Genomic DNA, 9147 nt, shown 5'->3' on the forward strand with positions numbered 1-9147 from the left:
ACTAAACACTGAAAAATAAGAAAAAACAAAAACCTTATTAAATGAAAAATAAGCATTGAAGTTATCTAAACCAAAATAAAATCCTAATCCTGTTATGGTAATTAGTATGAGATCAAAAAAGATAAAACCTACTCTTTTACCAAAACTAAATGCTTCCATTAGAAATGCCTCGATGTTATATCTTTCAAAGACTCTCGGATATATTTTTGTACTTCATACTCAATAACTTCCTTTCCTTTATCAAGCATCCGATCAGCATACATAGCTCCCAAGTCCCAAAATCCCTGCTCCATCTCACGAGCCTTTTCTACAAACTCTTGCTGTGCAGCCTCGATGTATGTAACAACTTTATCAGTGACACCAAATTTTTTATCTATTTCGTTTAGAACGGCTGCTGTAAGCAAACTGGCGCTAACCACAACAACCAATGGAACGAAGACTAATGAAGTAAAAGATGTAATAGCAGCAGCAGCGCTCCAACTAACAGCCGACGCAATACCTATTTTCACTACATCTGTTGCCAAGGAACCGATAAACTCAGCCAGTGACGTTGCATCATTCAATATAAAATCAACCGTTCGATAAGCCGCTGCTACATAAAACGTTAATCGTGCACCACTGATAATAGAGTTTTTAAGCCCATACTTACCAATACCCAAATCAACCACCTTCGGGTTTTTTAATGCAAATACCGGCGCGGTTAATACTTTTCTAACACCAGCATAGCCCGTCAGTTTGATTAACTCAGTGCCTTTATGATTAACGTAGACCGTAGCTCTGATACCGAAGTCACCTAATCGAGCAATAATCATCGAGGTGGTGACAACATCCTTTCCATTCACACCGTAATTAACCATCACTTGCCCGACACCGGACTGAGTCGTTTCCACCCAAGCTGTTTTCGTGTCTTTCCAACCCCATGATTGGAGCACTTCCAAACTCTCCGAGAGTGTCAGTAGCATCACATCTTGATTGGTTCGTGCCAACATAGCGCGTAAAGCGTCATCCGGTAGAGTATGGGTATTACGTAATACTGGGTAATCTGGGACAAACTCCGAGGGTGGTTTTTCACCCGTGAGATAGGGAGGAGGACTGGCTCTTTTTACCGATTGAGCATGCTGCTCTGGTTCTGTCGAGCGAGCAGGGGCGGAGTTCAACTCGTAGACATCATTCATCATCGAAGGGATGAATAGTGCCTTGCATGGACAGTTACTTGTGCTGTGCAGCGTCCCCGCAAACTTGCGTCCCAGTATCGTATCACCGGGAATGTGCCCGACAATGATGTAAGTTCCCGGATGCTTGCCGCAGGTAACACGGTCCTGTTCACGGGCGACGGAACTTCCCATTATTGTGTGGGTCGGTTCCCCTTCGGTGATGACGCCTCCGCAGGTTGTTTTATCTCCCACAACCAGATAATAACCTTTTGCCATATCATCCCTTATTTATCCATTTGCCAATATCAATTTGGCAATCTGCCCAAAAAGGTAAGGGAAAATGATGGATCAGGCAAATAAAAACTGAAATTGTGTTTTATGTGTAGTAAACGAAATAGGGCATACAGTAAAGCCTCCTCGCTATCGGAGATACTCGAATTTTTAACTACGTGTAAATGCAGCGGGAAACGGCCTTTCATTTGGCTAGTTGCCTTACCGGTCAACTCCACTCATTCCATAAGACCCCGCTTCGGCGGGGTTTTTGTTTGGTCTTAACGTTGATAGCGTAAGGCATCCACGAACAACGAAAATGCGGTGGTATGCTGCCTGCGGCTCGGATAGTAGAGGTAATAACCGGGGAAAGGCTCACACCACTCTTTCAGCACCCTGATTAGATTGCCACTGGTAATTTCAGCTTTTACCGCATCCTCTGGTACGAATGCCAGACCAAAACCCATGGCGGTGGCATCAATGCGTTGTCGCAAACTGTTAAAGGTCAGTTGCCCATCAACACGAACTCTTAATTCATGCCCCTCTTTTTCGAATTCCCACGCATAAAGGCCACCCATTGTCGGCAGGCGCATATTGATGCAACGATGATTTTGCAGATCTGCCGGAGTGGTGGGGATGCCATATTTAGCCAAATATGAAGGTGAGCCAACGACAGCCATACTCATATCCGGCCCAATCCGTACCGCAATCATATCTTTTGCTACCTGTTCTCCAAGGCGGATGCCGGCATCAAATCGTCCACTGACAATGTCGGTTAAGGTGTTATCGACCGTGATTTCCACATTAATGTCCGGGTAATCGGCGAGAAATGATTTCAATACCGGCCAGAGAGTCGAGTCCACGGCGTGTTCGCCAGCAGTGACACGAATATTCCCCGCAGGCCGCTCGCGCATTTCGCTTAAGGCATCCAGTTCACTCTCAATTTCTGCAAAACGTGGTCCCAGACTGTTTGCCAGTCTTTCGCCCGCTTCTGTCGGGGCAACGCTGCGGGTGGTGCGGGTCAATAAGCGAAGCTCAAGTCGTTCTTCCAACCCACGAATGGAATGACTTAAGGCCGATTGTGAAACCCCCAGTTTTGCCGCCGCTTTGGTGAAGCTTCGCTCCCTGGCAACCATAAGAAAGGAAATTAAATCGTTAAAATTCTCTTTTAACATCAGTCTCTATACCTGTTTAGCTGCCTGTGTGTTCCAGTATAGTTAAATTTATGAGTTAAATTCATATACCCATGCACATTTATCCATCTAATCCTCTGCTCGGACATTTGCTACCTTTTTTGCTACCGACATTCATTTAATGAATGCCTCGTAATGACAAATAAATTACAGGTAGGAGTAAAAGAAATGCAAAAGCGCACATTGGGTCGCAGTAATCTCGACGTGTCCGCCATGGGCTTAGGCTGTATGGGGATGAGTTTCAGTTATGGTCCGGCTGCCGATAAACAGGAGATGATCTCTTTGTTGCACAAAGCGGTGGACCTTGGCGTGACATTCTTCGATACCGCAGAGGTCTATGGGCCTTACACCAATGAAGCATTATTGGGTGAGGCGCTGGCACCTCTGCGCGATAAAGTGGTGATTGCGACCAAATTTGGTTTTCAGGCTGATCCGAACGGCGGGCCAAAATGGATCGGTTTAAACAGTCGACCAGAGCATATTAAAAAAGTGGCGGAAGCCTCACTCAAACGGCTGAAAACGGATGTTATTGACCTGTTTTATCAACATCGCGTCGATCCCAATGTACCCATTGAAGATGTGGCCGGTGCAGTACAGGATTTAATCAAAGAGGGTAAAGTAAAACACTTTGGTTTATCTGAAGCTGGGGCGGCGACCATTCGCCGAGCTCACGCTGTTCAGCCGGTAACCGCCCTGCAAAGTGAATACTCATTATGGTGGCGTAAGCCGGAGCAAGAAATCATACCAACGCTGGAAGAACTTGGCATTGGTTTGGTGCCTTATAGCCCACTGGGTAAAGGTTATCTGACGGGTAACATGAATCAATCAACCCAGTTTGCCAGTGATGATTTTCGTAGCACGTTACCACGATTTACTCCCGAAGCCTTGGCCGCTAATCAGGCGTTAATCACCTTGATTCAGCAGGTCGCTGACCAAAAGGGTAGCTCGCCCGCGCAAATCGCTCTTGCCTGGTTGCTGGCGCAGAAACCCTGGATTGTACCGATCCCCGGTACGCGCAGACTGAATCGGTTAGAAGAGAATATTGGTGCGGTGAATGTAGAGTTGACCACTGCTGATCTGCAACAGATTAATAACGCGGCTGCACAAGTAACGATAATGGGTGATCGCTACCCCGAAACATTGGAGAAGCTTACTGGATTGTAATTTGTTCGCTTAATATCAGAGCAGAAATAGAGGCGGGATTGCTACTTTACAGGCCTATACTCTCTAGGTAGCAATTTCCTTGAAACCAACTTTTTCTGTATTCAAACTGTTTACTCTCGACGTTCTTTACGGTTTATCTAGCTTCAAATCACAGTGTTTATGATACCGGAGATACATCATGACGATAAAAGTTCTCGGTTATGCAGCCAAATCCGCACAAGTTCCCCTTGCCCCACTCGAGTTTACCCGTCGCGATCCGCGTCCTGATGATGTGGTGATGGATGTGCTCTATTGCGGTGTCTGTCACTCAGACCTGCATCAGGCGCGTAACGACTGGGGGTTCAGCAGCTATCCGCTGGTACCCGGGCATGAAGTGGTGGGGCAAGTCACCGCCGTGGGTAACAGTGTCACGAAATTCAAGGTGGGTGATTTTGCCGGAATTGGCTGCATGGTGGACTCCTGCCGAGTGTGCCAACCCTGTCAACAGGGCCTGGAGCAGTATTGTGCAGAGGGCAATGTGCAAACTTACAATGGTGTTGATCGCCACGACCATACACCAACCTATGGTGGCTACTCACAATCCATTGTAGCTTCTGAAGATTTTGTGCTGAAAATGCCTGCTGGTTTGGATTTGCAAGCTGCCGCGCCACTACTGTGCGCCGGTATTACCACCTGGTCGCCGCTGCGCCATTGGAAAGTGGGTAAAGGCAGTAAAGTCGCGGTAGTTGGCTTGGGTGGCTTGGGTCATATGGCATTAAAGCTGGCGAATGCATTAGGGGCTGAAGTGACGCTCTTTACCCGTTCACCGAGTAAAGAGGCTGATGCTCGTCGTTTAGGTGCACATCATATTGTGTTATCCACCGATGATGCACAAATGGACGCGACCAAAGGGCAATTCGATCTGATTATTGATACCGTGCCTTATGTCCATGATATCAACCCGTACATGCCGACACTGAATGTGGATGGCACCCTGGTATTTGTTGGTTTTCTTGGTGATCTTAGCCCAATGATAAACACCATGCCATTGATTCTGGCACGGCGTTCGGTGGCCGGTTCATGTATTGGCGGCATTGCTGAAACACAGGAAATGCTCGATTTCTGTGCTGAACACGGCATTGCTTCAGATATAGAGATGATCAAGATTCAGGATATCAACGACGCCTATGAGCGGATGCTGAAAAGCGATGTGAAATACCGTTTCGTGATCGATATGGCGTCGTTAAAACCGTAATTATACTGGGAGTCACGTGGGGGGAACCTCGCATTTTTCCCATTAAATTTTAGCTGGCGTGCTCGTCCATATTCACGCAGGCAAATCGATGAGCAGGGCACGCAGCGGCGTTTCAGCTTTAATCACCAGATGCCGTTCTTCTTGTACAAAAGCACCATCACCGCAGGTCAGGCGCTGAGTTTCACTGGCTTGCGGCCCATCCACCGTTACTGTTCCGTGAATGGATTGCAGATAAGCCCTGGGGCCGTGTAGGTCAATGGTGTACTGTTCGCCCGCGGCTAAATCCAGATGATGAATCCATACTTGCTGACGCAGTTTCAGGCTGCCCTGCTCACCGTCAGGAGACGCTAGTAGCCTTAGTGGCTGCGTGCATAATGACAGGTGCTGGGCGGGATTGCTTTCCTGCTCAGGGCAGGCATTGAGCCATAACTGAATGCGAGTTAATGGCTTATCAGTACTCAAATTATGCTCGCTATAGCTGACACCTGATTGAGCAGAAAAGAGCAACACATCGCCAGTTTTACCGCGCACATAGTTACCCAGACTATTTCGATACTCAGCCTCACCTTGTAAAATCAGGTTTAAAATATCAACCTGCGGATAAGTTCGTGGTTGAAATGAGGATCCCGGTGCTAACACTTCCTGATTCAAAACGCGCAGTGAGGCATAACCCAATAGCTTCGGGTCAAAATAGTGGCCGAATGAGAAAGTATAACGGGCTTGGAGCCAACCATAGTCAGCTTGCCCGCACTGTTTTGCTGTTCTGCATGTGATCATGACAATGATTGCCCTATCCTGATATTAATTGATAAAGAGATGGTAAGCGTCTGGACGACGGATTGTTAGCCAGTTAATCTGGTCGCTATATTCAAATTTCCTGATTGAGAAAATGATGGCCAAAGATCGGGCGCTAACGTTAGAAGCATTGAGAGTAATGGATGCTATTGACCGCCGTGGTAGTTTTGCCGCGGCGGCTGATGAATTGGGGCGGGTACCTTCTGCGCTGAGCTATACCATGCAGAAACTTGAAGATGAGCTTGATGTGGTGTTGTTCGACCGCTCCGGGCATCGCACCAAATTTACCAATGTTGGGCGGATGCTACTGGATCGCGGGCGGGTGTTACTGGAGGCCGCAGACAAACTGACCACCGATGCTGAGGCATTGGCCCGCGGCTGGGAAACACATATCACGATTGTCAGTGAGGCATTGTCTCCGGCATGGAAACTGTTCCCGTTGATCGACAAACTGGCGCTCAAAGCTAATACTCAGGTCTCCATTTTTACCGAAGTATTGGCCGGGGCATGGGAACGGTTGGAGCAAGGGCGGGCTGATATCGTCATTGCGCCCGATATGCATTTCCGTGCATCTTCAGAGATTAACAGCCGTAAACTGTACAAAGTGACTAGTGTCTATGTTGCCAGCCCAGACCACCCCATTCATTTGGAACCAGAGCCTCTGTCAGAACTGACCCGAGTGAAATACCGTGGTGTCGCCGTGGCGGATACCGCTCGTGAGCGGCCAGTTATCACGGTGCAATTGCTGGATAAACAGCAACGTTTGACGGTCAGCACTATCGAAGATAAGCGGCGGGCATTATTAGCCGGTTTGGGTGTGGCGACCATGCCTTATGAAATGGTAGAAAAAGACATTGAAGCGGGCCGTTTACGGGTCGTCGGGCCAGAGTTCAGCCGTGAGGCCGATATTATTATGGCATGGCGGCGTGACAGCATGGGGGAAGCTAAGTCGTGGTTCCTGCGAGAAATCCCTAGATTATTCGCTAATAAGTAAACGGCTACTGCGCGTTAATCTGTTAATAAAGTGAAACGTGTATCTCGTCCATGTGGCTCCAGCAGGTCTTGCTGTGGGCCGATGGAGATAATCCCGTAAGGGTTTATAGTGCCGTGGCTGCGATAGTAGTGATTGCGGATATGGGCAAAATCTACTGTTTCAGCGACGCCTTGAATTTGATAAATATCGCGTAAAAAGCCATATAAGCTGAGATAATCGCTGATACGGCGCTTATCACATTTGAAATGAGTGACATATACCGGATCAAAACGCACCAATGTGGTCCATAAACGCAAATCCGCTTCCGTCAGTTGGCCGCCAGTCAGATATCGCTGTTTCGCCAGAATCTGTTCCAGCTTGGCCAATGCATCAAATAAGGTATTAACTGCCTCGTCATAGGCTTCCTGTGTAGTGGCGAATCCCGCCTTATACACCCCATTATTGACCTGATCGTAAACCCACCCGTTAATATCATCAATATTACTGCGTAACGCTGTAGGGTAATAATCCCCCGCTTTGGCGCCGACTCCATCAAAAGCAGTATTGAACATACGAATGATATCGGCAGATTCATTGCTAACGACGGTCTGTTGCTGCTTATCCCATAACACCGGAACGGTCACCCGCCCGCTATAATTTGCATCGGCGCGCAGATAAAGCTGATAGAGATAGTCAAGATGATAGAGTTCGTCGCCGGTGGCGGCAGGAAAATCATTAGCGAAGGTCCAGCCATTCTCCAGCATCAGTGGATGTACCACAGAAACTGAAATCAGTGACTCTAAGCCTTTCAATGTGCGCATGAGTAAAGTGCGGTGTGCCCATGGGCAGGCAAGAGAAACATACAGATGGTAACGGTGTGTTTCGGCTTTAAAGCCAGCTTTACCTTGTGGGCCAGCTTGCCCGTCAGCAGTCACCCAATTGCGGAACTGTGAGGTACTGCGTTTGAAATGACCACCGGTAGATTTTGTGTCGTACCAGATGTCTTTCCACATGCCGTCTACGAGCTGTCCCATCCAATCCCCCCGCGTTCTTGAAATTGTAGCGTTGTTAGCTGCTCTTATTCATCCGAATCACTTGCCTGAGTAAGTTCATCGGGATTAATGAGCCTCATCCTTGAGGCTCACCCTACGGGCTAGCATAAATGCTGTTCAAATTGGTTCCCAATTTGTCATTCGCTTGCAGCCAGGCTGCAACTCCAATTACTTTGGGGATTGCATTTTATAGTATAGCCTTACCATTTCTTACCCAGCAGACGGTCAATACTGAAACCACCCGGGCCGGCAACCGCCAACACAATGAAACCGCCAGCGATGGTTAGGTTTTTCATGAACATCAACTGGTTAACGCCTTCCGCAAAGTTAGTGTGGAAGATAAGTGCCGTCAGAATAGTGAAACCCGCAGTGAACAGTGCAGTGGTACGGGTCAGGAAACCAAACAGAATTGCCAGACCGCCACCAAATTCCAACAAAATGGTCAATGGCAGGAAGAAGCCTGGGACACCCATCGCTTGCATATATTGTTGTGTGCCAGCATAGGCATCACCCATTTTGCCGTAACCGGCTACAATAAACAGAATCGGCATCAGAATGCGTGCTACCAACAGGCCAGTATCTTGTAATTTGTTCATCGACGACTTCTCCAAAAAGTTGTTCTATTAATGCCTGGCATCTGCGGGCGTTAATGGTTAATCAAAGGTGCTTGTGTGTGGTCGCTTGCCGGTGTTATCCCGCAAACTCCCTGAGTTGATGAGAGAATGTTAGTTGAGAAGTAGAGAAGTTGTTAGCAAGTAAAACTGTCTGTTTTTATCAAAAAAACTGAAGTGTAAGCAGATTAAAGCCGAAAAACGGTCTGTTTAGGCATAAGAAAGGGGGAAGGGCCGTCAGTAGCCCGCATGAGATATCGATATGCCACCAAGTGAAGTAACGGCAGGTTAACGTAAGAGAAAAGTGTTACGAAACAATCGGATGGTTCCCCATAACCCAACCGCTCGACGCGACCAGCGGATAAATTTACTCGGGTGGCGGATACCGTATAGCGCGACCAGACTGGAGCCAATCATCAAATATTTTCGCATACCGACGATTTGTGCCCAACCGCGATCATAAGGTGCAGTGACCTCAAGCCAATGTGCGGTGCTGTTGGCGAGATCCAGACGTTGTTGCTGGATCTCATGTAACAATGCGGCCTTTTCCTGTGCTAATTTACGGCGGCTCAACGCTCTTTCTCCAATAACTCGCGATCCGTTTCCAGTTGCTTACGGGTAGAACCCAGCAGTGTGGAGCGGCGCGCCTTGGTGAGAGTCCAGATAATACCGATTATCGCTAGTGCTAATAGCACGGCAGT

9 protein-coding genes are annotated in these 9147 nt (G+C 47.9%); 3 read left to right on the forward strand and 6 right to left on the reverse strand.

The window, feature by feature from the left end:
- Nucleotides 1-158: 158 nt before the first annotated feature.
- The gene (locus V2A85_RS19240; protein WP_420072114.1) at nt 159-1430 is read right to left on the reverse strand and encodes a PAAR domain-containing protein; all 1272 of its coding nucleotides are present in this window, start codon (nt 1428-1430) and stop codon (nt 159-161) included.
- Nucleotides 1431-1705: 275 nt separating this feature from the next.
- Entirely contained in the window at nt 1706-2599 is an 894-nt protein-coding gene (locus V2A85_RS19245) for a LysR family transcriptional regulator (RefSeq protein WP_420072115.1), read from the reverse strand.
- A gap of 186 nt (nt 2600-2785) precedes the next feature.
- Between V2A85_RS19245 and V2A85_RS19250 the strand changes: the two genes are divergently transcribed.
- Both V2A85_RS19250 and V2A85_RS19255 read left to right on the forward strand, forming a co-directional pair.
- Nucleotides 2786-3781, forward strand: coding sequence for an aldo/keto reductase (locus V2A85_RS19250; RefSeq protein WP_420072116.1), 996 nt, complete (start codon nt 2786-2788; stop codon nt 3779-3781).
- A gap of 178 nt (nt 3782-3959) precedes the next feature.
- Nucleotides 3960-5015 carry an NAD(P)-dependent alcohol dehydrogenase gene (locus V2A85_RS19255; RefSeq protein WP_372560453.1) on the forward strand — a complete coding sequence of 352 codons (1056 nt, stop codon included), beginning with the start codon at nt 3960-3962 and terminating at the stop codon, nt 5013-5015.
- A 72-nt stretch (nt 5016-5087) separates the two neighbouring features.
- On the opposite strand, the gene V2A85_RS19260 is transcribed toward V2A85_RS19255, so the two are convergent.
- Nucleotides 5088-5792: a pirin family protein gene (locus tag V2A85_RS19260; protein ID WP_083162317.1), complete on the reverse strand. Its 705-nt coding sequence runs from the start codon at nt 5790-5792 to the stop codon at nt 5088-5090.
- A gap of 115 nt (nt 5793-5907) precedes the next feature.
- Here V2A85_RS19260 and V2A85_RS19265 point away from each other — a divergent pair, with 115 nt between their 5' ends.
- Nucleotides 5908-6804 (forward strand): LysR family transcriptional regulator, encoded by an 897-nt coding sequence (locus V2A85_RS19265; RefSeq protein ID WP_083162318.1) that lies wholly within the window; start codon nt 5908-5910, stop codon nt 6802-6804.
- 14 nt (nt 6805-6818) lie between these two features.
- Here V2A85_RS19265 and V2A85_RS19270 read toward each other — a convergent pair whose 3' ends face one another.
- The 3 genes from V2A85_RS19270 to V2A85_RS19280 form a co-directional block, all read right to left on the reverse strand.
- Nucleotides 6819-7817, reverse strand: a complete 999-nt coding sequence (locus V2A85_RS19270) for a glutathione S-transferase family protein (protein ID WP_420072117.1) — start codon at nt 7815-7817, stop codon at nt 6819-6821.
- A 218-nt stretch (nt 7818-8035) separates the two neighbouring features.
- Nucleotides 8036-8431, reverse strand: a complete 396-nt coding sequence (locus tag V2A85_RS19275) for a DoxX family protein (protein WP_004714887.1) — start codon at nt 8429-8431, stop codon at nt 8036-8038.
- Between the two features lie 303 nt (nt 8432-8734).
- Nucleotides 8735-9019: a YqjK-like family protein gene (locus V2A85_RS19280; protein WP_420072118.1), complete on the reverse strand. Its 285-nt coding sequence runs from the start codon at nt 9017-9019 to the stop codon at nt 8735-8737.
- Nucleotides 9020-9147 lie beyond the last annotated feature (128 nt).

This window comes from Yersinia sp. 1252 StPb PI, assembly GCF_048593885.1.
GTDB classification, from domain to species: Bacteria; Pseudomonadota; Gammaproteobacteria; order Enterobacterales; family Enterobacteriaceae; genus Yersinia; species Yersinia enterocolitica_E.